Here is a 23,079-nt window from a genome sequence, read left to right as displayed (position 1 = left end):
CGGGTGCGGTTGCCGGAGTACATGGTCCCGTCCGCGTTCGTCGGTCTCGACGTCATCCCACTCAACGCCAACGGCAAAGTCGACCGGCGGGCCCTACCGGCGCCCGACCGCGCCACGATGGACACCGCTGACGAGTTCGTCGCGCCGGAGACGCCCACCGAACGGCTCCTGGCCGGCATCTGGTCCGAGGTCCTCGGCGTCGACCAGATCGGCGTGCACGACCGCTTCGCCGACCTCGGCGGCCACTCGCTGCTGATGATCAAGGTGCTGGCTGCGGCCAGGCAGGCCGGGCTGACCGTCTCTATCTGGCGCATGTACCAGCACGAGACCCTGCACGCACTCGCCGCGGCCGTCGACGCCGACGAAGCCGAGGCAGCCGAGGAGGCCACGCAGGCCGCCGCCCCCGAACCCCAGGTGACGGTGTCGGCCGAGCTCCTGGCCGACCTGCTCTGGCGGGCCGGCGAGGCACCCGGGGCGCAGGACCCGAAGTTCGCCGTGGCCGCGGCCCTGGTGGACCGCGCCCGCGCGGCGGCGTCCCGGGCCGTCCTGCCGGATCTCGCCGACGGCCTCCGCGCTGTCATGGCGGAGAACCACGTGCCGGGCGCGAGCATCGCGCTGCTGCGCGACGGCGAGGTGGCGGAGACGCTCGGCCTCGGTGTGCTCGGCGCGGAGGCCGACCCGGCCGTCGAGCCGGGCACGATCTTCCAGACCGGGTCGATCAGCAAGCACCTGACCGCGTTCGCCGCCTTGCGGCTCGTCGCGGACGGGGTGCTGGACCTGGACCTGGACGTCGACGCGTACCTCACCTCCTGGCGGCCCGCGGCCGACGCGAACGCGCCGGGCCCGCTCACCCTGCGGCACCTGCTCGGCCACCGCGCCGGACTGGCCCGGCACCGCAGCGTCGGCTTCCGCCCTGGCGAGCCGGTGCCCACGCTGCTGGACCTGCTCACCGGACGGCCGCCCGCGGTCAACCCGGAGGTCCGGCGCGAGCTGGTGCCCGGGTCGGCGTTCCGCAAGTCCAGCACCCACTACTGGGTCGTGCAGCAGGTCCTCGAGGACGTCACCGGCGAAGCCTTCGAGCCGCTCATGCGCCGGCTCGTGCTCGACCCGCTCGCGATGACCAGCAGCAGCTTCGCGCAGGACTTCCCGCGTACGGCGGGGCGCAGCGTCGCGCTCGGGCACGACCGGCGGGGGACGGTGCTGGACGGCGGCTGGCGTGAGCGCGGGCACCTCGCGGCGGCCGGGTTGTGGTCAACCGCGGGCGACCTCGCCACCTTCGCCGCGCAGGTGCGCCGCTGCCTGCTCGGGGAGCCGGGGGCGCTGCTCGCCCAGCCGTACGCGCAGCAGCTCGTCGGCGCCGAACCGGGCAGCTTCTACGGGCTCGGCACGATCGTCGACGACACCGGCGCGGACCTCGAGTTGGGCCACGGCGGCGAACCCGCCGGCTACTGGAACATGGCGATCAGCCGGGTCACCGGTGGCTCCGGCTTCGTCGCCCTCACCAACGCCGACGGCGGCAAGGACGTCGTGCGGCACCTGACCGCCGCGCTCGCCGAGCGCGACGCATCCTTCGGCCGCGGCACTCTCGCGGCCGGCTGGGCGGGCACCGCCGGCCCCGACGCGGGCGCCGCGGCGGCCGTGCTGCGGCCCGTGATCACCGACGACGAGCGTGCCTGATCCGGCGCGCAGCCAGGGAGCGGACATGACCCAGCAACGCGTACGCCATCTGATCTCCATCGACGACCTTACCGACGACGACCTGCGGGCCATCGTCGCGCGGGGCGTGGAATTCTCGGCGGCCGCCGGCGACGGCACCAGCGGACGGGCGGCTCACACCCGCCCGCTCGCCGGGCGGGTGGCCGGCATCTACTTCAGCAGGACCTCCACTCGCACCCGTACGGCCTTCTCCGCGGGTGCGCTGCGGCTGGGCGCGCAGATCATCGCGTTCGGTCCCGCCGACCTGCAGCTGAACACGGGGGAGACCAACGCCGACACCGGCCGGGTCATGTCCCGGATGCTCGACGTGCTGGTCGCGCGGACCGCCGCCGACCCGGCCGAGATGCGCGAGTGGGCGGCGCAGGACCGGATGGCGGTCGTCAACGCGATGAGCGCCGACGAGCACCCGACCCAGGCGCTGACCGACCTCACCACGATGACGCGCCGCTTCGGCCACATCGACGGGCTGCGGGTGCTCTACGTCGGCGAGGGCAACAACACCGCCACGGCCCTGGCCCTGGCTCTCACCCGCTTCCAAGGCGTGACGCTGGAGATGCGCACCCCGCCCGGGTACGGGCTGCCGCCTGCGTACCGGCTCGGGGCGACCGAGCAGGCGGCGCGGTACGGCTGCTCGTTCGCCGAGCGCCACGACATGGACGACCTGCCCGCCAACCTCGACGTCGTCTACACGACCCGCTGGGAGACCACCGGCACGGTCAAGCCCGACCCGCGGTGGCGGGAGGTCTTCGCACCGTTCACAGTGGACGCCGGGCTCTGGCAGGCCAGCCCGAAGGCCGTGTTCATGCACGACCTGCCGGCCAACCGAGGCGACGAGGTGAGCGCCGAGGTGCTCGACGGTCCGGCCAGCATCGCGTTCGACCAGGCGGAGAACAAGATGCACAGCGCCATGGCTGTGCTGGAGTGGTGCCGGCCCGCGGACGGCTCGCCGCGGTGACCGCCGTCGGCCAGGCTCCGCCCGGCAGGGACGCGCCGCCGCCGCTGCGCCGCAACCGCGACTTCCTGCTGCTCTGGTCGGGCGCCGGCGTCTCCTTCGTCGGCGCCCGGGTCAGCGCCGTCGCCTACCCGCTGATCGTCCTGTGGCACACCAACTCGCCGCTGGCGATGTCCGCGGTCTCGTTCGCGGCGCTGCTGCCGGTGCTGCTCGTGCAGTTGCCGGCCGGGGCGCTCACGGACCGGTGGGACCGCCGCCGGCTGATGATCACCTGCGAGGCGGGCCGTGCGCTCGTGCTCGGCAGCGTCGCCGTGGCGCTGGCGCTCGGCTTCGTGTCGGTCGCCCACCTCGCGGCGGCGGCGTTCGTGGAGACCAGCCTCGCCGTCTTCTACAAGCTCGCCGAGCGCGGGGCAGTACGCAACGTCGTGCACCCCGCCCACCTCGGGCAGGCCCTGTCGCAGAACGAGGCACGCAGCCGGGCCGCCGGCCTGATCGGTCAGCCCGGCGGGGTGCTGCTGCATACCGCGGCGCGCTGGGCCCCGTTCTCGTTCTCGGCGCTCGCCTCGTTGATCTCCCTGGTCGCCCTCCTGCTCATCAAGAAGGAGTTCCAGGGCGAACGGGCGCCCCGCCGCAAGCTCACCGCCGAGGTGCTCGACGGGCTTCGGTGGCTGTGGCGGCAGCGGTTCCTGCGCGGAGCGCTGGTTTTCGTGGCGCTCAGCAACATCCTGTTCCAGGTGCTCGCCCTGACCCTGATCGTCGTGGTCAAGGAGGAGAACCGCAGCCCGGCGACGCTGGCCGTGATCGTCGGCATCGGCGGGATCGGCGGCGTCGCGGGCGCCCTCACCGGCGGCTGGTGGCTGCGCCGCCTCACCCAGCGCGCGACCCTGCTCGGCGGCGCGAGCGCCTGGGCGGTGCTGATGAGCGCCATGGCCTTCACCCGCAACCCCGTCGTGCTCGGCGTGCTGTTCGCCGCGACCGGCTTCGTCGGCGCGATCTTCAACGTGACCGCCGCGGTCTACCAGGTACGGGTCACACCCGACGCGCTGCAGGGCCGGGTCGCGGCGGCGATGAACATCGTCGGCTCCGGCACCAACGCGCTCGGCGCACTTGTCGGCGGCGTGCTGCTCGCGGCCTGGGGCGGGGGAGCGACCCTGCACACCATCGGCGCCGCGATGGCCGTGCTGGCCCTCGCGTGTGCGCTGAGCCCGGCACTGCGCGCCGAGGACCGTGCCGTGGGTGTCTCCCGATCCGAGCAGAGCGGACAACGATGACCGACATCCGCCGGCAGGCCCGGCCCGAGGACTGGTTCCGCGCGTACCGCCGGGTCGTCGAACCCCGCGTACGCCTCGTCTGCTTCCCGCACGCCGGCGGCAACGCCCAGCTCTTCCACGGCTGGTCCGCGCTGCTGCCGGCGGACGTGGAAGTGCTCGCGGTGCGCTACCCGGGCCGGCAGGACCGGCTCGCCGAGCCGTGCGCGACCGACATGGCCGAGCTCGCCGACGACATCACTGCGGCGCTGAGCCGGTGTCCGCCGCGCAGCGTCGCGTTGTTCGGGCACAGCATGGGCTCCTCGGTCGCATACGAGGTCACGCTCCGCCTGGAGGCTGCCGGCATCCCGGTGCGCAGGCTCTTCGTCTCGGCCCGCGCGGCCCCGCACCAGGCCCAGCGGACGGGGCTGCACGAGCTGGGCGACGACGCGCTCGTCGCGGGCGTCCGAAGGCTGGGCGATCTCGGTTCGGCGGCGTACGACAACGCCGAGCTGCGCGAGCTCCTGCTACCGGCACTGCGCGCGGACTACGCCCTCATCGAGGGCTACCGGCCGGCGGCTCCGGCCCCGGTGCGCGCTCCGATCACCGCGTACGTCGGCGACCGTGACCCCGGATGCGCGCCGGAGCGCGTCCGCGGCTGGTCCGATCTCACCGCGCCCGGGCGGTTCGAGCTGCACAGCTTTCCGGGTGACCACTTCTACCTGGCACCGCGCCAGGCCGAGCTCGTCTCGCACATCACGAGGCGGCTGTCGTGAACGAGAGGGTAAGTCAGTGACGCAGACGGAGCACACCAAGGTCTGGTCCCCGCTGGAGATCCCTGCGGTCGGCCGCAGCGGGCCGCAGGGGATCGTCGCACGCCTGGGCGACCTGGGCACCGAGCTGGGCGACCTGCTCACCGAGCACAAGGCGCTCGTGTTCCGGGGCTTCGGCATCACGCCGGAGACGCTGGACCCGGTCTTCGACCACCTGCTGCCCAACCGGCTCGCGTACGTGCACGGCAACTCTCCGCGAACCAAGGTCGGCAGCAACGTCTACACCTCCACGGAGTATCCGCAGGAGTTCACCATCTCGATGCACAACGAGATGAGCTACGCGCACGCCTGGCCGACCCGGCTGGCCTTCTACTGCCAGGTGCAGCCGGGCGGCGGGGGCGCCACGCCCGTGCTGGACGCGGCCCTGTGGCTGAACTCGCTCGACCCGGAGGTCCGCGAGGCCTTCGCCGGCGGCGTGCGCTACGTGCAGAACCTGCACGACGGGTACGGCTTCGGCAAGAGCTGGCAGGACACGTTCGAGACCACCGACCGGGCGCAGGTCGAAGCGTTCCTCGCCGACGCGGGTGCCACGTGGGAGTGGAAGCGCGACGGCAGCGTCCGGATCTGCTCGGTGCGCCCCTCCACCATCCGGCACCCGGTGACCGGCGTGGAGGTGTGGTTCAACCAGGCCGATCAGTGGCACACCGCCGGACTCGGCGACGACACCGCGGCCGCCCTGGCCCAGATCATGCCGGAGGAGGACCTGCCGCAGCACGTCACCTACGCGGACGGCTCGCCCATCCCCGCCGAGTACATCCTGCAGATCCGCGACCGAGGGCTGGACAACGCCGTCGACGTCGACTGGCGGGCCGGCGACCTCATGGTCATCGACAACATGGCGCTCGCGCATGGCCGCCGGCCGTTCACCGGCGGCCGCCGGGTCCTCGTCGCGATGTCCGACTGAGTCGCGGCCGACGGCAACGAAGGGAGCACGCCGACATGACGAGCAGCATCAGGCAGACGGTGGCCGCGGTCCGGCGGGCCCCGCACCCCGGCACCGATGTCCACGACTACATCCGGGACAACCGCGAGGACCTGCGCGCGAACCTCAGGGACCGGGGAGCCGTGCTGCTGCGCGGCTTCCCGGTCGGCGGGGTCGAGGGCTTCGACGGTGTGGTCCGGGCGTTCTCCGGCTCGGCCCCGCTCACGTACGCGGAGCGGTCCTCGCCGCGCAGCACCATCCAGGGGCAGGTCTACACCTCGACGGACTACCCCGCCGAGGAGGAGATCTTCCTGCACAACGAGAACTCCTACCAGGCCGTTTGGCCGCAGACGTTGTACTTCTACTGCATCGAGCCGGCGCACACGCGGGGCGCGACCCCGCTCGCGGACATCCGCGAGGTCTACCGCAACCTCGACCCGGCCGTACGCGAGGAGTTCGAGCGGCGCGGCTGGCGGGTGATCCGCAACTTCCACGCCGACTTCGGTGTGCCGTGGCAGCAGACCTTCGGTACCGACGACCGGTCCACAGTGGAGGTATACTGCCGCGACAAGGGCCTGACCCCGCACTGGCGCCCGGACGGTGGCCTGCGGACCGTGGCGGTGCGCTCCGCGGTGCACACCCACCCGGTGACGGGCGAGCGGGTTTGGTTCAACCACGCCACGTTCTTCCACGTGACCACGCTCGCGGAGGACGTTCGGGAGGGGATGCTGGCGATCTTCGAGGAGGAGGATCTACCGACCAACACGTACTACGGCGACGGCGGGCGCATCCCGGACGACGTTATGGACCACCTGCGCGCCACGTACCGGGCCGCGTCGTCCCGTTTCGACTGGGAGCGCGACGACGTCCTGGTCGTGGACAACATGCTGGCCGCCCACGCGCGGGAGCCTTTCACCGGGCCCCGCCGGATCGCGGTGGCGATGGCGGAGCCGTCCGCCTGAGCCGTTGCGCGGCAACTGCGCGACAAGTCGTGCCCCCAGACATCCCGGCCGCACCCGGCGGGACTGTCTGGGGGCACTGGTCCTTCGGGTCGCCGGGAGCCCGCAATGGGGGAAACGGGCTCCCGGCGGGACCGACCCGAAGCGGTCGGTGCCCGGCGCTGTCAGGGCCGGGCGGCGCTCACTCGCGGGCGCCGGCCAGCTCCACCGGGCGGGTGCGCAGCGCGCCGGCGGCGGGCAGCACGGAGGCGACCACGGCGACCACCACGCACGCCCCCAGCGTCGCCGCGAGCGTCTGCCAGGGCAGCACCACGCTGGACCAGACCGACAGGGCGGCCAGCGAGCCCCAGATGCCCAGGATGTTGACCACCGTCACGATCGTGCCCAGCACCGCGCCGACGACCACGACGGTCATCGCCTCCACGGCGACCAGGATGAGGATCTGCCGCTTCGTCGCACCGGCGAGGCGCAGCACCGCGAGGTCGCGTACCCGGTCGGAGGTGGCCATCACCATGGTGTTGCCCAGCGCGATGCCGGTGTAGATCAGCGCGATGCCGAGCACCACCAGGTAGCCGACGCGGGTCTGGCGGCTGTTGCTCGGGTACTCCGACTGGATCCACTCCGCCCGGGTCTGCACATCCGCGCCGGTGGGCTGCAGGGCGGCCCGGACCGCCGCGGTCCCGGCGCTCGCGTCGGCGCCTGCGGCCCAGGTGACCTCCAGCCGATCCGGCGTGACCCCGGGAGCGTTGCGCGGGGTCAGGTAGACGCCGTTGTTGCCGGTGCCGGCGGCGATCACGGCCGCGATCCGCAGCGACTTCTTGGTGCCGTCGCCGAGCCACACGTCGACCTGCTCGCCGACGGTGTGCTGCGCCCACTCCTCGTTGACGACGATGCTGCTGTCGTCGAGGTCGGCGATGTCGCCGGCCTGCACCGGCAGCTTGCGCGCTGCGGTGAGCTCGCCCGGGTCGACGGCCTGCGCGTCCGAGCGGATCAGCGCCGTGCCCTCCTCGAGGGTGTAGACGGCGGTGGCGGCGCTGGCCATCACCGTGGCTCCGGGCACCTGGCGGACCTGCGCCACCGTCTGGGCGGCGAAACCCCCGGCGGCGTCGTCGGCCTGCACGATCAGGTCGGCGCGGGTCTGCTCCCGGATCTCGTTCGCCTTCGCCTCGTTGATGGTCGCCGTCGCACCCAGCAGCGAGCCGGCCAGCGCCACGGTCACCAGCACGGGCGCCGCGATCGCCGCGGTGCGCCGCACGCCGGCGGCCGCGTTCTCGCGCACCAGCATGCCGGTGGCGCCGGGCAGTTGGGCCGGGAGCCACGCGAGCAGCCGGGTCAGCGGCCGCACGAGGATCGGCGCGAGCAGCGCCACCGCGGTGATCAGCAGCATCGGCTGGGTGGTGTATGTCTTGCGGTGCAGCGCCTCGCCCGGGTCGGCGATCAGCCGCCAGACGAGCATGCCGAGCCCGGTAGCGAGCAGGCCGGCACCGAAGATCCAGCGCCCCAGCGTCATGGCCCTGGTGTCCACCGAGGCCTCCCGCAGCGCCTCGACGGGACGGATGCGCCCCGCCCGCACCGTGGCGACAGTGACCCCGCCGAGCGCGACGAGCAGCCCGGTCCAGAACGCCACGTGGTACGGCCAGGTGTACGCCCCGATGGTGAACCACGGGGGCGCGAGCTGTTCGTCGACGAGCAGGCTCGCGAGCCACGGGGCGCCGTACGAGCCCAGCACACACCCGGCGACCGAGGCGAGCACGCCCACCACCACCGCCTCCATGAACATCATCGAACGCACCTGCCGCGGGGTGGCGCCGGCGGTGCGCATCAGCCCGATCTCGCGGCGCCGCTGGGCGACGGCGAAGGCGAAGGTGGACGCCACCACGAAGACTGACACGAACGTGGTGACGCCGCCCGCCGTGCCCAGCAGGGCGTTCATGGCGATGAGGGCGTCGCGGTCGCGGTTGGGCTCCGGGTCGGCCTTGTGCCGGTCGCTGCCGGTGAGCACCTGGACGTCCGAGCCGGCGCCGACCACCGTACGCACCATCTCGGGCGCCGCCTGCACGACCAGGTTGTCGATGCGCGGCGAAAGTTTGGTGGCCTCCGCGTCGGCGAAGAAGATGGGCTCCTCGAAGCGGGCCGGCGCGACCACGCCGGCGACCGTACGCGTGCTCAGCCCTGCCGGCGTGCGTACCGACAGCGCCTTGCCGACCAGGGACGCGTCGCCGGGGAGCACCACCTCGGTGGGCATGCGGGGCTCGTGCCCGGCGGTCAGCCGGTATCCGCCGAACGCGGCGATCGACCACGGGTGCCCGACCAGGCCGTCGTCGCCGCCGGGTCCGACCACGCGTACGGGGAACGACCGGTCGGCGACCGTGGGGGCCTTCGCGGCGAGCGCCTTGGCGACCTCGGGCGCGACGCCGCGCGGCTGGGCGAGGGGCTGGGTGCGGTCACCGATCGGCGAGGGCACCCGCAGCTCGTCGGCGCCGCGCACCACGACCGGCGCGCCGGCGAAGCGCTCGGGCTTCTGGTCGGGGGCGTCGAGGGTCGACGCGAGCCCGAGGCCCATCGTGGCGATCAGCGCCACGCCCAGCGCCAGCGCGACGAACGTGCCGACGAGCGTCACCCAGCGGGTCCGCAGGGTGCTGAGGGTCACGGTCAGCACGCGACGATCTCCATCTGGGTCATCCGGGCGGCGACGGCCTCGGCCGTGGGCGCCTCGAGCTCGCCGTTGAGGTGGCCGTCGGCGAGGAAGACGACGCGGTCGGCGTACGACGCGGCGACCGGGTCGTGGGTGACCATCACGATCGTCTGCCGCTGCTCGTCCACCATGGCCCGCAGCATCGTCAGGACCTCGCGGCTGGTGGTGGAGTCCAGCGCGCCGGTGGGCTCGTCGCCGAAGAGCACCTCGGGCTGGGTGATCAGCGCCCGGGCGATCGCGACGCGCTGCTGCTGGCCGCCGGACATCTCGCCCGGCCGGTGCTTGGCCCGACCCGCGAGCCCGACCTGGGCCAGCACGTCCTGCACCTGCGAGCGGCCGGGCCGGCGCCCGGCCAGCCGCAACGGAAGCGCCACGTTCTGCTCGGCGGTCAGCGCCGGCAGGAGGTTGAAGGACTGGAACACGAAGCCGATGCGCTCGCGGCGCAGCAGGGTCAGTTTCGTCTCGTTGAGCGTCGTCAGGTCCGTCTCGCCGAGCAGCACCGAGCCGGAGGTCGGCCGGTCGAGGCCGGCCGCGCACTGCAGCAGCGTCGACTTGCCCGATCCGGAGGGGCCCATGACGGCGGTGAAGGTGCCCTCGGTGAAGGACAGGGAGAGGTCGTTCAATGCGGTCACCGCTCCGTCGCCCGCGCCATAGGTGCGGGTGACGTTGCGGAGCCGGATCGCGTCACGGGTCATGGTTCAACCTTGGTGTACGGCGAGGCTTTGCACAGCCTCGCGGGAGCGAATCTTTGGGGTAGTGCTAGCGATACCGGGAAGGGGCACCGGCGTCGGGAGACGCCGGTGCCCCTTCCCGGGTGGAACGGTCAGACCGTGACGAGCGCGGACTCCCGGCTCAGGGCCGGCGTGCGCTCGAGCTCACTGTTGAGCACGGCCTGATAGGTGCGGGTGATGTGCGCTCCCGGATCCACGCCGAGCTCGTCGGCGAGCCGGCGGCGCCCCTCGTGGAAGATCTGCAGCGCCTCCGCCTGCCGTCCGTTGCGGCACAACGCCGTCATCAGCTGGGCGCGCATCCGCTCCCGCAGCGGGTGGTCGGCGACGAGCCCGGTCAGCTCGGCGACGAGCTCACGGTGCCGGCCGAGCATGAGATCGGCCTCCACCCTGTTCTCCACCGCGGCGGTCCGCAGCTCCTCCAGGCGAGGCAGCTCCACCGCGGCCATGTGCTCCGTGACGTTGGACAGCGCGTGGCCGGGCCACAGCTCGAGTGCCTCCCAGAGGCAGTCGCTGGCCCGTTCGTACCGTCCGTCCTGCAGCGACTGGCGGCCCTGTTCGGCGAGGTCCTCGAAGCGCACGAGGTCCACCTGAGCGCCGCCGGTGCGGATCACGTACCCCGGAAGTCGGCGCTCGATCTCCGCGCCGCCGCCGAGCTGCTTGCGCAGCCGCGAGACGTACGTGTAGATCTGGGCGCCCATCGTGACCGGTGGCGACCAACCCCACAGCAGGTCCGCCAGCCGGCCGTCCGAGACCACCCGTCCCCGGGCGAGCAGCAGCGCCGCCAGGACGGTCGTGACCTTCGTGCCCGAAAGGGTCACCCGGGTCATGTCGTCGCGGGTCGCCTCCACCGGACCGAGAATCCTGAATTCCATGTATCCCCCGCTGCCGAACCGTGTTGGGTGCCCACCGGTCATGGGCGATCAACCCGGAGTAATCCTCCGGGGTCCCAACCTTCACCCGGGCGTCCCTACGGCGTCAGGAGGCTGCGATGGCAGCAGGTTGCCACGTGCGAATCCCGCAATGGGGCGACAAATATGGAAGTCTTACGAGTATTCGCTCACGTAACGAGGCTGGTGACACTGCCTGCCCCGCGGGCGACGAGGACGCCGATGAGCGTCCAGGTCACCGCCCACACCACGCTTCCCGCCACCGACCAGGTCAGATACGCGCGCCAGGGGGTCCGTACCATGCCGCACAGTGTGGGCACGAGCGTGCGCAACCCGGGCAGAAACCGTCCGATGAGGACGGCCGCGCTGCCCCGCCCCTCGACCAGTTCGAGCGCCTTCGCGGTGTGCCGGCGGCGCAGCCCGTCACCCCTCGCCGCGGTGGACGCCGCCGCCTTCCACCGCTTACCGGCCCAATATCCGATCAAGTTGCCGAGCACGGCGCCGAGCAGAGCGGCGGCGATGGTCGCGGGTAGCGGGACGACCCGGTGCGAGGCGAGTATCCCGCCCACGACCACCGCGCTCTGTCCCGGCACCAGAATGCCGATGAAGGGAACTGCCGCCTCGAGCGCGGGAAGCAGCAGGACCACCAGCAATGTGCCCCACAGTCCCAGCATCATGACGTTGCCGGCCAGCCAATCGGTCATGGGGTGCTCACCCTTCAGTGGGGTGGTCGTTGCGGTGCGGATGCACTTCATCAAGAGAACAGGATTTGTGGGCCCGACACACGCCTCCGGAAGTGAGTCTTGTTGGTAACGCAGGCACTACCTCCGCCGGTCGCACCTGCTGGCTGGAAACGCGATCACCGGCCGTCTACGGTTGTCCAGGTGAGCGCGCAAAACGTATGGCAGGCCCTGGCCCGGCCGGCTTTCCTGCTGTCCGGGTGGCCTTTGCGCTCGATCGGATATCTGATCGCCAATGCTCTGACGGGATTGCTGACGCTGGTCGTCGCGGTGCTTCTGCTCTCGGCCGGCGGACTGCTCGCGGTCGTGGTCGTCGGCATCCCGCTGCTGGGCGCGATCGCCCTGCTCGGCCTGCCCGTGGCGGTCGTCGAGCGCTGGTCGCTGCGGATGATCGACGCCCGGCCGGTGCCCGACGCCCACCGCATCCCGCCGCGCCCGGGGCTCACCTCGTGGCTGCGGACCCGCTTCACCGAGCCGGTCACGTGGCGCGAGCTCGGCTACGCGGCGCTGCTCATGCTGGTGCTCTGGCCCATCGACCTGCTCGCCGTGACCCTGGGGGTGACCGTGCCGCTCGCGCTGCTCGCCACCCCGCTGCTGCTCGCCACCGTCGGCGAGGGCGAGCAGGTCAACGTGCTGAAGGCGTACGCGGTCACCACCTGGTCGGGCGCGTTCGCCGCCTGCGCCGTGGGGGTCCTCGCGCTGGTCGCCTGCGCGTACGGGCTGGGCCTGCTCGCCGGCTCGCGCGGGGCGCTGGCCCGGGTCCTCATCACCTCGACCGGCAGCCAGCTGGGGGAGCGGATCACCGAGCTGACCCGCTCCCGGGTACGCCTGGTCGACGCATTCGAGGCCGAGCGCGGCCGTATCGAGCGGGACCTGCACGACGGCGCCCAGCAACGGCTCGTCACCCTCACGATGATGCTCGGGGTGGCCCGGCTCGACGCGCCGGCCGGACCGCTGGCGGAGCAGCTGACCCGCGCGCACGACGAGGCCGGAATGGTTCTGGTGGAGCTGCGGGAACTGATCCGCGGCATTCACCCGCCGGTCCTCACCGATTTCGGCCTGGCGGAGGCGGTGGATGATCTCGCGGCCCGCTCGGCGATCCCGATCGACGTTTCCCTGACGGTGCCGCAACGATTCTCCCGGCCGATCGAGTCGACGGTCTATTTCGTCGTCTCGGAAGCGCTGTCGAACATGGCCAAACATTCCGGCGCCGACCGCGGGGAGATCTCCGGCGGATATGCGCAAGGCCGCCTGACGGTGAGCATCTGCGACAACGGTCGTGGCGGCGTCGACATCGACGCAGGGACCGGCCTGCTCGGCCTCGGTGACCGGGTCTCCGTCGTCGATGGCAGACTGACGCTGTCCAGCCCACCGGGCGGACCCACCCGAATAGTTGTGGAGATTCCTTGCCAGCCGCTTCCGAACTCCGAATAGTCCTCGCCGAGGACGGCGTTCTGCTGCGGGAGGGCCTGATCGGGCTGATGGCGCGGTTCGGTCACCGGGTCGTCGCCGCGGTTTCCGATGCCGACGGCCTGCGAGAAGCGGTCGAGACGCACGACCCCGACGTGGTCGTGACCGATGTGCGCATGCCGCCGGGATTCAAGAACGAAGGGCTGCGCGCCGCGGTGGAATTGCGCCGCACACACCCGGCCCTGCCCATCCTCGTGCTGAGCCAGTACGTCGAGACGATGTACGCGACGGAATTGCTGAACGCCGGCGACGGAACGGGCGTCGGCTACCTGCTCAAGGACCGGATCGGGCAGGTGGAGGAATTCCTCGACGCCCTTGACCGGGTCGTGGCGGGTGGCACAGTGGTGGATCCCGAGGTCGTGCGACAGATGCTGCGCCGGCGCCGCAATCCCCTCGAAGCGCTGACCAACCGTGAGCGCGAGGTGCTGGCTCTGGTCGCCGAGGGCCGGTCCAACGCCGCGATCGCCGCGAAGCTGGTGGTCACCGAGGCGGCAGTGGCCAAGCACATCCGCAACATCCTCTACAAGCTCGACCTCCCGCAGACCGAGGAGAACCACCGGCGCGTGCTCGCGGTGCTCACTTTCCTGCGATCCTGAGCCCTGACCTGCGGATCCTCGCCCTCCGCCCGGGCTCGCCGCGTTCGGTGCCCGGCGCGGGCCGAGCCCGGGGATCGATGGCATCTTCCGGCCATGGCAACTTTCTGCCACCGCCTCCAAACAGGACTGAAACCTAACTTGCGCGCCTCGTTCACCACCTTCGATGGGGTTCGCCGGGTTTAAGGGCCTTGGGTTGGCGACGTTGTTTCGTGCAGAATTCCCACCGTCCGTCGCGCTCCGCCGCGGGTGGTGCGGTTCGGTGGTCATGGGGGAGGAGCAGGATGCTGGCCGATCTCGGCTTGGGAACGGATGCTGAGGCTGTCTATCAGCAATTGCTGAAACATTCGGTAGCGACCGCAGTTGATATATCTCGACAATTGAAATGGTCGTCACAACGGGTGCACGCCGCCCTCGAGGAATTGGCAAGGCTCTCCCTCGTGCGCCCGTCGCTGGAGGCGCCGGACGCGCTGCGGCTCATCCATCCGGAGATCGGCCTCGGCATGTTGCTTCAACGTCGGGAGGCTGACCTGCTGGAACGCCAGCGAGCAATGGTCGACACGCGCGCCGCGATCAGCCAAATGGTCGTCGAATACGGCGAGACCCGTCCGCATTCGGACCGGGTCAGCGTACAAGCACTGACCGACCTGGATTCCATTTACGCCTGCAGCGAGCGACTATCACAAACCGTCGTCAGCGAGGTGGCCGTCGTCGCCCCGAGCGTCTTCCGCGGCCCGGAAGGACGGGTCTTGGAAACGGTCGACACGCGCCTGCTGTCCCGGGATGTCACTGCACGATGCATTTTCCTGGACAGCATCGTGAACGACGCCGAATCCACCTCCCGCGCCTGCACCCTGATCGACGCGGGCGCCCAGATCCGCACGGCGCCCTACCTGCCGCCCCGCATGACCATCTACGACCGGGCGACCGCCATCCTCGACCTGGACCCCGAATGCCCCGGCAGCGGCGCCCTGGTCCTGACCGGCGCCGCACCCGTCGCCGCACTGCACGCGCTGTTCGAGAACGTCTGGCGGCAGGCGAGCCCGCTCGGCAAGGGCGAGCAGACACCGGACGAGGAACTGACCCGGCAGGAGCGAGTGATCACGGAACTTCTCGCCGCGGGCTACACGGACGAGGTGGTGGCCCGCAAGCTCGGCGTTTCGGTCCGCACGGCCAGGCGCATCGTGGCGTTCCTGATGAAGCGGTTGCGCGCCAGCAGCCGCTTCCAGGCCGGCGTCCGCGCTGCCGAACGGGGCTGGATCAGCTCCGGCCGGGTCTGAACCGCTCTGGCCGGATCGAACGGCTGCGGCCGGAGCTGAACCGCTCCGGCCGGAGTGGGTGCCCTCGACGTGGCGTGACCTGCCGGAACGGTTCGGGCCGTGGAAGACCTGCCACGAACAGCTACGCCGCTGGACCGCGGACGGCGCCTGGGATCGGATCCTGGCCGCAGCGCAAGTCCGCCTTGCGCCGCGCCTCCGCAGCGGGGCCAGGGTTCGGGCGGGTCCCGCGATATAGATGCCGTATAGCGACCACCCCCACGCTGGCGTGACTTCGCGCTCCTGGAAGGGACGGTTCAGCCATGGACACAGGGACACGCCCGGCCCCGAGCCCGCGCCCGTTCGAACCGGTCGAGGTGCGTCTGCCGGGTCACGCTCCCGTCTGGGGCGTGGGCTCGGCCGAGACCATGTCAGTGTGGCGCGAGATGACCCCGGACGGCATGTACGGCCGCGCCGCCGCCCGTCTGCGCCCGGGCGACCGCGTACTCGACATCGGCGCGAACATCGGGCTGGCCTCGGTGTTCTTCCACGATGTCCAGCCGGGGATCACGACCGTCGCCGTCGAGCCCGCCCCCGACCTGTACGCCTGCCTGCAGGCCAATCTCGCCGCGCACGTCCCCGGCTCACGGGCCGTGAGGGCTGCGATCACCGACCACGTGGGTCACAGCAGGTTCGTCTATTACCCGAACGCCCCGAGCAACTCCGGGCTACACGCCGACCCGGTGACCGATGACGCGCTGACCCGCCGCTACCTGGAGAACTCCGGTGTGGAGGAGGAGTTCATCGAGATGGTGCTCGAGGGGCTGCACGACGGTGTGAGCCTCGAGGTGCCGACGCTGACGGTCTCCACGCTGCTGCGCGAGCGCCCGTACGGCGACATCGCGCTGCTCAAGGTCGATGTCGAGCGCGCCGAGCTGGAGGTGCTGCGAGGTGTGGAGGCCGCCGACTGGCCCCGTATCGGTGAGGTCGTGGCCGAGGTGCACGACGAGTGTGGCCGCCTCGACGCCTGTTGCGAGCTGTTGCGGGCGCAGGGCTTCCGCATCAGCGTCGATCAGGATCCCGCGCTGGCCGGGACGGAACTTTATGAGATCGAGGCCCGACGCGCCTGACCGGGGGCGCGATGCCTCACATCGGGGTGCCGTACCGTCCAGGCCCGCACGGTGTGTTGGATGCCGCCGTCCGGTCCGATCGGCACGCGCCGGCGCAGCGCATCGTGCACGGCGGCCTGCTGGTCGCTGCTCAGCGACTTCAGGCCTGTCAGTCGGGTGTGCTGAACGTGCGGCATTGTTGGCGGGTGGCGGTTTCGCCTCGGGTGAGACGGCGAAGCACCCGGAGGGGGTCGCTGCGGCATGGGCCACGCGCCATCGGCGTTTCTTGTCGGAAGATCGAGAAGGCCCCTCTGTCGTGCCTGGTGACTGACTGAGTGACTACGCTTCACCGTCGAAGATCCGATCCATGGCGACTGCGTCGCCCAGGAGCACCGGCCGTAGTTGGTGCCGGTAGACGCTCTCGGTGACCGCCGTGCCTGAGTGGCCGCAGAGGTCCGCGATCTGTTCGAGGCTCATGCCGCTGTCCGACAGTAGGGACACGAAGCTGTGCCCGGGGTGTCCAGTCGCGCGGGTCGAGGCCCGCTTTGGCGACGACGGGGCGGAAGGCCCGAAGCATGTTGTGCCGGTCGAGGGCCGTGCCGGCGGTAGAGGCGAAGACGAGGTGGTGAGGGACAGGCTGGCCTTGGCACTCGCGGTGGGTGGTGAGCGCGGTGACGCAGCGGGCCGGCAGAGCCAGGGTACGACGCGACTTCCTTGGTCTTGGTGTCTCCATCGGCGCGGACCGAGCGCCAGACCTGAATGGATGGCGGCACCGGGGGATCGTTGGCCGGCTTGCCGGCGAGGTCGACGTTGGTGTCGCAGGGAATGACGCACCCGCAGATCGCTCAAGTCGTCGGCATGACACGCGCCCGCGTTGGACAGCTCCCGTCGTCTGGACCCCGACCGGAACGAGCGATGCTGGGCAGTGGCCCACTCACCGACGCGGTCGGCGGCAATCTCGAGGCGGGCAGAACAACCCCTTACGCGGTCGTCTCCGCCGAAAAATGCTGGCCGCGTACGAGAAGCTGTCCAACCTGGCCCGGGGACTCGCCTTGAGGACCGAGTACGAGGTGGTGCCCCCTGCCGTTCGTCGGGCAGGTGCTCGCGTCCGATCCGAAGCTGGGCTTCGGCGTCGGTCTGTGCCCAGCACTATCGATGCTGGTCGGCGGTCCACAGAAGATCGGTAATGGCAAATTCCGGTAGCTCAAGTTCAGCCGCCGGGGTGACTTGGAACGTCCCACCCGACGCCTCCGGCGTCCAACCAGCACTCAGCCCGTAACAGACAAGAACGCGTACGTTCGCAGCTGTCGGGAACGGATACGTTTCCCCACTGCCATGCACGTCGGTCTCGACGTACCGATAGCCAGAGGCAACGGTGGGTTCCGAGGAGGGCAGCTCGGTCAAGTCGACTTGTAGGACACGGCCGTTCTTTCCTGAACCCCACACGCGGAGCCTTATGCAGCGGTGCAGACGACCGTCGGGGCCAGATACGGATCGGATGTCGGCCTTCCAGGTGGCGGCGTCGCCACTGTGACCAGCGCAAACGGTGGGCGATGCTACGGGTCGGTCGGGCGAGCAGGACGTTGATCAGACGGCCGATCTCGTTGACGGTCAGCCCGATCATGTCGGGCTGAGCGTGGCGGTCTGCTGCTCGGGCATCCGTGGCGCAGATCGCAAGGACGGCGAGGGCGGCCAGGGCGAGGGTGGTGAGCCGGTGCCACGAGGTCCAGCGGCGGACTTGGTGCTGGTCAAGACCGACCTGACCCTTTCCGGCCTGGAACGACTCCTCCACGATCCAACGAAGCGATGGTCTACTACGCCGAGCACGATGCCTACCGGCCTGAGTGACTAACTGGATGACGATCACGGAGTACACGGCTGGACGTTGGCGGACGACGATGGACGCTGACGCCAGCCCAAGGCGTGCGTTGAGGGAGCTTGACGGGTTCTGATCGTTGCCTGGGGGCCAAGGGGGCGTCGGTACGAATCGGGCCGTCCGGTCAGCGCGGTGGGATCTTCGCAAGGTTTTGTCGGTCCCCCGTTACCCCCCCGAAAATCCCGTCCGTGGTTGACGGTCAGTGACAAGAGGTGATCAACGCTTGATCGGGCCTGTGCGGCTCCGGATCACCCCTGACAGCAAGCAGCGGCTCAAGTTTTTGCGGTTGGCCACCGCACCGGCTCGCCGGCTGGAAGCCGGCGGGGCGCAGACACAGGGTGACGACAACGCAGGAGGGTGTTGTCCAGGGTCTGGTTCGTCACGGGCACTTGGCGCCGGCTAGCGCAGGGAGCAGGCCGCTCGGCCCGATTCCCGTCGGCTGGATGCCTGCGGCTTTTCTGTGCTCGTCTCGTATGTGCTTGTTGCGTCTGCATGTTGCTGTTCGCATGTTGAAAATTGGCGGCAGGGGGCCGGTTCTGGCGGTGGGATTCCAGTCAATTGCGGTCTGGGAATCCTTTGCCGTCGGCTCATAGTGTGGGATGAGCGTCACGACTGAGGAGTAAAGGTGGAAATATGGCCGCTTCGGGCGATTCAATATGGACGGCCATTATCGTGGTGATATCAGATTGGGCGCGGCCCTCCGATGATTGTCCAGGTGGGCTGGTCGTAGCCCCGGAGCCCGGTAGTGACCTGGGGTTCGTTGGCGATAGCCCGGGCGTAGTAGACGACAGGTGATTTATTGGGTTTCATGGACATCATTCCACGCTTCTGACTACCGGTCCTTTTCTGCCGGTTGTGGTGCGATGCCGGGAAGAACTGCATCTCGCCGCCACCTGTTCAATAGGGGTTGACCGCCGCGGTTTGTTTCGACAATTGGCGGTGCTCCGGTATAGTGCGACCAATTCCCATTGAGTGTGCCGGAAGGCGTCTGGTCTGCGTGATGACACCTGGGCTGGAAAGCGCATCATCGAGCCCGCGCTTCGTCGGGCGACGACCACAGTTGGCACGTATCGGGAGAGCCCAGGCCGCCGTGCTGAGCCGTGGCTGGCAAATGGTCTGCGAGGTGGTCGGAGAGCCGGGCATCGGCAAGACCCGGTTCGTCCGCGAGGCCCTGGAGCGGTGCGACTCCACAGTCCCCTCGGCCGTCGGGACCTGTTCGCCGGATGAGCGAGGAGTCCCCTTCCATGTGTTTCGACATGCCTTTACGGAGGGGCAGTCACTCCGACGCGGGGTGCGTGCTGGACGGCCCACTGGGGAGAGCTGGGCGGAGTCCGTCGCCGCGGTGCCGGCGTCGCCGGCGCGGGCATCGGACGCCCGGCGGTTCCGGACTTACCAGCTGGCCCGCCGGCTGATCGGCCTGGCGGCACGGGACGGTCTGGTGCTGGTCCTCGACGACCTGCACTGGGCGGATGCCTCCTCCACCGGTCTGATCACCCACCTACTGCGGTATCCGGTGCCCGCCCCGCTGCTGCTCGTGCTCGTCTACCGCCCGCGGCAGATGGCGACCCCGATGCCGTTCGGGCTACCGGATCCCGACAAGCACGCCGATGTGGAACCGACGTCACGCGATCGGATCGAACTTCGCCCTCTCAGCCTCGCCGAGGTCGCGCTCCTGCACCCCCACATCGACCACGTGGAGCTGCGCGCCCGGTACGACCTGACCGACGGCAACCCCGGTTACCTGGCGGTGCTGCCGAGCGACCCCACCTCGAACAGCGCGGACCCGGTCCGTGAAGCACAGGGTGGCCGGCTGTCCGACGCGGCGGTGGCCGTGCTGCGCCGCGAGTGGACGGACCTACCCCCCGTCGAGCTGGCCTGTCTGCGGGCCGGGGCGATCGTCGACGCGCCCTTCACCGCGGACCTGCTCGCCGAGGTTGCGCAGGTCCCGACGTCACTGGCGGTCGAGGCCTGCTGGCGGCTGGCCCGGCTTGACCTGATCCGCCGCGTCCCCGGCACCGGACGGTTCGCCTCCCGGCACCCGGTGCTGCGGATGGCGGTCGCTCAGGACACCGACACGCAGTGGCAGGTGGAGGCGTGTGCGCGGGCGCTCACCGCGCTGGTCGATCTGGGCGCGCCACCCGCGGATCGGGCCCGCTACGCGGAGCGCCTGCTCGCCCTGCCGAACGGTGGCTGGGCCGACCGCTGCGTCAACGTGCTCTGCCGGGCCGCGCAGGAGGTCCGGCGCGAGACGCCGGACCTGGCCATCCGCTGGCTGCGACTGGCGCTGCGTGCGCTGCGGCCGACGGCCGGTCTGACGCGACGTCGCCAGGACGTGTCGCTCGCGCTGGCCGAGATCACCGGGGAGGCGGGGAACCTGGCCGAGAGCAGGGCCCTGCTCCAGGAGATCGTGCCGCTGTTCTCCGCCGACCCGGAGGGACGGCGGGCGCAGGCAGTAGCTCTCTGGGCGCGCGTGGAACGTCTGCTCGGCAACTACGCGGAGGCGGTGGCCATCAGCCGGCGGGAGCTGTCCGCCCTGCCAGCCGATGCCGGACCTAGCGACAGCTACCGCCTCGCCACCGAGATCGGCGTCGCCGGCATCCTGGCCGGCCGCCCCGTGACCGGGCTGCCCGACGTGCTCAGCGGAGATCTCGGCGGCTCCGGCGCGGACCGGGCCAGCCTGCTGGCGGTGCGTAGTCTGGCCGCCAACCTCGACGGCGCACTCGACGCCGCCCAGGGCTTGCTCGATGCCGGCGCCGGGATCGTCGACTCGCTGCCGGACCGGGACGTGCGGGACCACCCCGACTGCTTCACCGCACTCGGCCTGAGCGAGTTGTATCTCGAACGGCAGGCCGACGCGGTGCGGCACCTCGACCGAGGGCTGACACTCGTCCGCGCCTCGCACCGCGACGACGGACTGTGCCAGCTGCTGCTCGGTCGTAGTCAAGTGGCCTACCACGGCGGGCAGCTGAGCGCCGCCATCGGATTGGCTACCGAGGCGGGCATCGTTGCCCGGCGCATCGGCAGTCGCGACCTGTTGAGCTTCGCCCTGGCGTTCGAGGCGGAGGCGACGGCGTGGCGTGGTGGCCTTCGGGACGACGACCGGGCGGTGGCGCTGGCCCGCAGCGCCGCCGGAATCGCCACCGACCTCGCCACCTGGTGCGGTCGTACCGCCGCGACGGCGCTGGCGACCGCGGCGCTGCTGGCGGGTGATCCGGCGACCTGTGCCGAACTGGTGCGCTCAGCCGGCGGCGACAGCCGGCTGAGCCGTCTCCAGACGTCCCTCCGGCCCAGGTGGTACGAGCTGCTCTGCGCCGCCGCGCTCGCCGCGGGCGACGTGGCAGACGCCGAGCGGCAGGCGCGGCTGGCATTGGCCGAGGCGGATCAGGTCGGTCTGCCCGGGCAGCGGGGCTTCGCCGAGTCGGCGTACGGCGAGGTGCTGCTCGCCCGCGGCGAGGTCCGGGCGGCGTTGCTGCACCTGGAGACCGCGGCTGACCTGTTCCGCGCCGGCGGGATGGTGCTACGGCGCAGCCTCGCCCTGGCCTCCCTGGTCCGGGCAGCCGAAGCCGCCGACCAGGCCGGCCTGGCGGCGCGGGCCCGCCGCCGGGCGCTGGAACTGGCCGGGTGGTGCGGAACGGAACGGGTCGGCCTGCGACTGGCCCGTCCGGTCGGCCCGCGCGAGGTCGCCGCCCTGACCGACAGGGAGTGGCACATCGCGCGGCTGGCGGCGACCGGGGCCACCAGCCGACTGATCGGGCGGCAGCTGAACATCAGCCCCCGCACGGTTGAGGCGCACCTGACCCGCCTCTACCGCAAGACGGGCGTCGCTTCCCGGTCGGGCCTGGCCGCCTGGGTCGCTCGTCTCGATGACACCGATCGGTGACCGCATTCCAGGCCGGATGACGTCGTTCGGTGCAACGTCGACAGGCCGGGCAGCACGAGGCCGCGCCGCCACCGTCGTGGCCGGACAGCCGCTCACATACTCGACTGCATCGGGCGCGATTCCCGTGCACCGGTGGTGGATGGAGGACGAGATGCTGGGCAGAAGATCCGTCAGCAGCCCGCGTACCCTCGCCGGGCCGGTGCGGGTGATGCCGTTCGCCGCCGCCACGGTGGCGTTGCTCGTGCTGACCGGCTGTGCTGGTGAGCCAGTGGACGCGGCGACCCCGGCACCTCACGGTTCGGCCACTTTCGGTCGGGACCGGGCCGCGCTCGTGCTCACCGTCTTCGACCAGGCCGACTCGGCCGCCTCGGTGGCCGGTGACGTCGAGGCGCTGCGGGCGCAGGAGGTTTCGCCCTCGCTGGACATCAGCATCGCCGCAGTACGTCGGGCCGCGTACAACCAGCGTGCGCAACCGTCCTTCCAGCACATCAACCCGGTCTTCGCGGTACCACCCGCCGACCCGGCCTGTTTCCTCGCCACGGCGACTCTCCGGCTGACCGGCTCGGAGCTGGCGCCCACGGACGTCAGCCAGTTCGTGCTCGGTGCTGACGGCCAGTGGAAGCTCAGTCACAACGTTCAGGTCACCCAACCTTCGCTGGTGGTCGCCCGGAGCATCGACGGCCGGCCGGCCACCGCGGGCGGCGCCGCCCTGGACGAGACCAGCCGTCGGGCCCTCACCGCCGAGGTGTTCGCCCGCAGCATCGGGTCCACGACGGGCAACCGGTCCCTCGTCGTGTCGAGCCCGCTGCTCGACGGCCAGTTCGCCGGCGGTTGGGAGGTCTACGGGCAGCAGCTCGCCGGTGTCGGCGGGGCGGTGCAGCGGACGATGGACCGGGCCGAGTGGTCCGACTGCGCGGTCGCGGTGCCGACCGGCACGCTCACCTTCTTGACGATCCACGCCACCGACACGCTGCGCCCGGCGCCCGGCGGTCCGGCCACCGTCCGATTGGAACCGCAGAGCCCGGATCTGATCGCCACCGGTCACCTCAAGGCGATCAGCGGAAAGTCGATCCGGGTCACCCGGGTGGAGACCTTCGTGCTGCTGGTGCCGGCACAGACCGTCGGCACATCGGTGCTGGGGCTCAACGACACCGCGTTGACAGTCACCGCCGACTGACCCTGCCGCCGAGCGTCCACGGCGTCGGCGACGGCA

16 protein-coding genes and 2 pseudogenes are annotated in these 23,079 nt (G+C 71.0%); 13 read left to right on the top strand and 5 right to left on the bottom strand.

Annotated features, from left to right (window positions below; translation table 11 throughout):
* The 6 genes from AB0C20_RS04315 to AB0C20_RS04290 all read left to right on the top strand — a co-directional run.
* Positions 1-1,677, top strand: a 1,677-nt coding sequence (locus AB0C20_RS04315; protein ID WP_357567301.1) for a serine hydrolase, incomplete at its 5' end; no start/stop codon positions are given.
* 25 nt (positions 1,678-1,702) lie between these two features.
* Complete coding sequence (locus tag AB0C20_RS04310) at positions 1,703-2,671, top strand: ornithine carbamoyltransferase (protein WP_357191336.1); 969 nt, start codon at positions 1,703-1,705, stop codon at positions 2,669-2,671.
* Positions 2,641-3,939, top strand: coding sequence for an MFS transporter (locus tag AB0C20_RS04305; protein ID WP_357191338.1), 1,299 nt, complete (start codon positions 2,641-2,643; stop codon positions 3,937-3,939). Before AB0C20_RS04310 ends, AB0C20_RS04305 begins: the two co-directional genes overlap by 31 nt.
* A complete protein-coding gene (locus AB0C20_RS04300; RefSeq protein ID WP_357191340.1) occupies positions 3,936-4,691 on the top strand; it encodes an alpha/beta fold hydrolase in 756 nt (251 codons plus the stop codon). The genes AB0C20_RS04305 and AB0C20_RS04300 overlap by 4 nt, the downstream gene beginning before the upstream one ends.
* A gap of 16 nt (positions 4,692-4,707) precedes the next feature.
* A complete protein-coding gene (locus AB0C20_RS04295) occupies positions 4,708-5,652 on the top strand; it encodes a TauD/TfdA family dioxygenase (protein WP_357191343.1) in 945 nt (314 codons plus the stop codon).
* A 35-nt stretch (positions 5,653-5,687) separates the two neighbouring features.
* Complete coding sequence (locus AB0C20_RS04290) at positions 5,688-6,632, top strand: TauD/TfdA family dioxygenase (RefSeq protein ID WP_357567300.1); 945 nt, start codon at positions 5,688-5,690, stop codon at positions 6,630-6,632.
* A 178-nt stretch (positions 6,633-6,810) separates the two neighbouring features.
* Here AB0C20_RS04290 and AB0C20_RS04285 read toward each other — a convergent pair whose 3' ends face one another.
* The 4 genes from AB0C20_RS04285 to AB0C20_RS04270 all read right to left on the bottom strand — a co-directional run bounded on the left by AB0C20_RS04285 (position 6,811) and on the right by AB0C20_RS04270 (position 11,646).
* On the bottom strand, positions 6,811-9,288 hold the full coding sequence (locus AB0C20_RS04285; RefSeq protein ID WP_357191347.1) for an FtsX-like permease family protein: 2,478 nt from the start codon (positions 9,286-9,288) through the stop codon (positions 6,811-6,813).
* Entirely contained in the window at positions 9,282-10,019 is a 738-nt protein-coding gene (locus tag AB0C20_RS04280) for an ABC transporter ATP-binding protein (protein ID WP_357191350.1), read from the bottom strand. Before AB0C20_RS04280 ends, AB0C20_RS04285 begins: the two co-directional genes overlap by 7 nt.
* A 128-nt stretch (positions 10,020-10,147) precedes the next feature.
* Entirely contained in the window at positions 10,148-10,927 is a 780-nt protein-coding gene (locus AB0C20_RS04275) for an AfsR/SARP family transcriptional regulator (protein ID WP_357191352.1), read from the bottom strand.
* A gap of 185 nt (positions 10,928-11,112) precedes the next feature.
* Positions 11,113-11,646, bottom strand: coding sequence for a DedA family protein (locus AB0C20_RS04270; RefSeq protein WP_357191354.1), 534 nt, complete (start codon positions 11,644-11,646; stop codon positions 11,113-11,115).
* Between the two features lie 180 nt (positions 11,647-11,826).
* Between AB0C20_RS04270 and AB0C20_RS04265 the strand changes: the two genes are divergently transcribed.
* The 5 genes and pseudogenes from AB0C20_RS04265 to AB0C20_RS04245 all read left to right on the top strand — a co-directional run bounded on the left by AB0C20_RS04265 (position 11,827) and on the right by AB0C20_RS04245 (position 16,131).
* Positions 11,827-13,116 (top strand): sensor domain-containing protein, encoded by a 1,290-nt coding sequence (locus AB0C20_RS04265; RefSeq protein WP_357191356.1) that lies wholly within the window; start codon positions 11,827-11,829, stop codon positions 13,114-13,116.
* Positions 13,117-13,163: 47 nt separating this feature from the next.
* On the top strand, positions 13,164-13,748 hold the full coding sequence (locus tag AB0C20_RS04260) for a response regulator transcription factor (RefSeq protein ID WP_357191359.1): 585 nt from the start codon (positions 13,164-13,166) through the stop codon (positions 13,746-13,748).
* Positions 13,749-14,029: 281 nt separating this feature from the next.
* Positions 14,030-15,025, top strand: a complete 996-nt coding sequence (locus tag AB0C20_RS04255) for a helix-turn-helix domain-containing protein (protein ID WP_357191361.1) — start codon at positions 14,030-14,032, stop codon at positions 15,023-15,025.
* Between the two features lie 64 nt (positions 15,026-15,089).
* Positions 15,090-15,200, top strand: a pseudogene (locus tag AB0C20_RS04250) (transposase); the annotation flags it as partial.
* Between the two features lie 124 nt (positions 15,201-15,324).
* Positions 15,325-16,131: an FkbM family methyltransferase gene (locus tag AB0C20_RS04245; RefSeq protein ID WP_357191363.1), complete on the top strand. Its 807-nt coding sequence runs from the start codon at positions 15,325-15,327 to the stop codon at positions 16,129-16,131.
* A 318-nt stretch (positions 16,132-16,449) separates the two neighbouring features.
* Here AB0C20_RS04245 and AB0C20_RS04240 read toward each other — a convergent pair.
* Positions 16,450-16,919, bottom strand: a pseudogene (locus AB0C20_RS04240) (tyrosine-type recombinase/integrase); the annotation flags it as partial.
* Between the two features lie 2,067 nt (positions 16,920-18,986).
* Between AB0C20_RS04240 and AB0C20_RS04235 the strand changes: the two are divergent.
* Together AB0C20_RS04235 and AB0C20_RS04230 are read left to right on the top strand one after the other, a co-directional pair.
* Positions 18,987-21,866, top strand: coding sequence for an AAA family ATPase (locus tag AB0C20_RS04235; protein ID WP_357191365.1), 2,880 nt, complete (start codon positions 18,987-18,989; stop codon positions 21,864-21,866).
* Positions 21,867-22,017: 151 nt separating this feature from the next.
* Positions 22,018-23,043: a hypothetical protein gene (locus tag AB0C20_RS04230; protein WP_357567299.1), complete on the top strand. Its 1,026-nt coding sequence runs from the start codon at positions 22,018-22,020 to the stop codon at positions 23,041-23,043.
* Positions 23,044-23,079 lie beyond the last annotated feature (36 nt).

It is taken from the genome of Micromonospora sp. NPDC048843 (assembly GCF_040649965.1).
Classification (GTDB): domain Bacteria; phylum Actinomycetota; class Actinomycetes; order Mycobacteriales; family Micromonosporaceae; genus Micromonospora; species Micromonospora hortensis.
The sequence above is the reverse complement of the archived record's forward strand: the minus strand, read 5'-3'. Positions and strand labels throughout refer to the sequence as shown.

Coding starts and splice junctions, on each gene's coding strand:
- AB0C20_RS04300 (WP_357191340.1), top strand. CDS start 3,936: ATGACCGACATCCGCCGGCAGGCCCGGCCCGAGGACTGGTTCCGCGCG.
- AB0C20_RS04255 (WP_357191361.1), top strand. CDS start 14,030: ATGCTGGCCGATCTCGGCTTGGGAACGGATGCTGAGGCTGTCTATCAG.
- AB0C20_RS04280 (WP_357191350.1), bottom strand. CDS start 10,019: ATGACCCGTGACGCGATCCGGCTCCGCAACGTCACCCGCACCTATGGC.
- AB0C20_RS04260 (WP_357191359.1), top strand. CDS start 13,164: ATGGCGCGGTTCGGTCACCGGGTCGTCGCCGCGGTTTCCGATGCCGAC.
- AB0C20_RS04275 (WP_357191352.1), bottom strand. CDS start 10,927: ATGGAATTCAGGATTCTCGGTCCGGTGGAGGCGACCCGCGACGACATG.
- AB0C20_RS04310 (WP_357191336.1), top strand. CDS start 1,703: ATGACCCAGCAACGCGTACGCCATCTGATCTCCATCGACGACCTTACC.
- AB0C20_RS04290 (WP_357567300.1), top strand. CDS start 5,688: ATGACGAGCAGCATCAGGCAGACGGTGGCCGCGGTCCGGCGGGCCCCG.
- AB0C20_RS04270 (WP_357191354.1), bottom strand. CDS start 11,646: ATGACCGATTGGCTGGCCGGCAACGTCATGATGCTGGGACTGTGGGGC.
- AB0C20_RS04230 (WP_357567299.1), top strand. CDS start 22,018: ATGCTGGGCAGAAGATCCGTCAGCAGCCCGCGTACCCTCGCCGGGCCG.
- AB0C20_RS04235 (WP_357191365.1), top strand. CDS start 18,987: ATGACACCTGGGCTGGAAAGCGCATCATCGAGCCCGCGCTTCGTCGGG.
- AB0C20_RS04245 (WP_357191363.1), top strand. CDS start 15,325: ATGGACACAGGGACACGCCCGGCCCCGAGCCCGCGCCCGTTCGAACCG.